We start from the raw sequence: 245 nt of genomic DNA, 5'->3' as shown, positions 1-245 counted from the left end.
CTCGTCGACGCGGCCGATTTCCACGAGCGCGGAATGTTTCGCATCGTTCTTGGTAGGGATAACCTCACGCAGGAAATCCTCATTCAGATAACGCCAAGGGCCCGCATTGTCGCTTTTCAGGAGCTTAGCCGTGTTTTTGTAACCGATCCCCATTTATTCAACGCCGGCTGCATTTAAGCCGCGATTCATATCCTGAACAAATTCCACGCTTAAATCCCAATTGTTGACGAGACCTCCGTCGCGTA

The 245-nt window shown here is 51.0% G+C and carries 1 pseudogene; it reads right to left on the bottom strand.

The features are described 5' to 3' along the window. Positions 1-245, bottom strand: a pseudogene (locus KVT34_RS32240) (nucleoid-structuring protein H-NS); the annotation flags it as partial.

Origin of the sequence: Paenibacillus sp. GbtcB18 (assembly GCF_019091125.1) — a bacterium.
GTDB lineage: Bacteria > Bacillota > Bacilli > Paenibacillales > NBRC-103111 > Paenibacillus_F > Paenibacillus_F chitinolyticus.
This window is presented reverse-complemented; position numbering and strand designations above follow the sequence as displayed.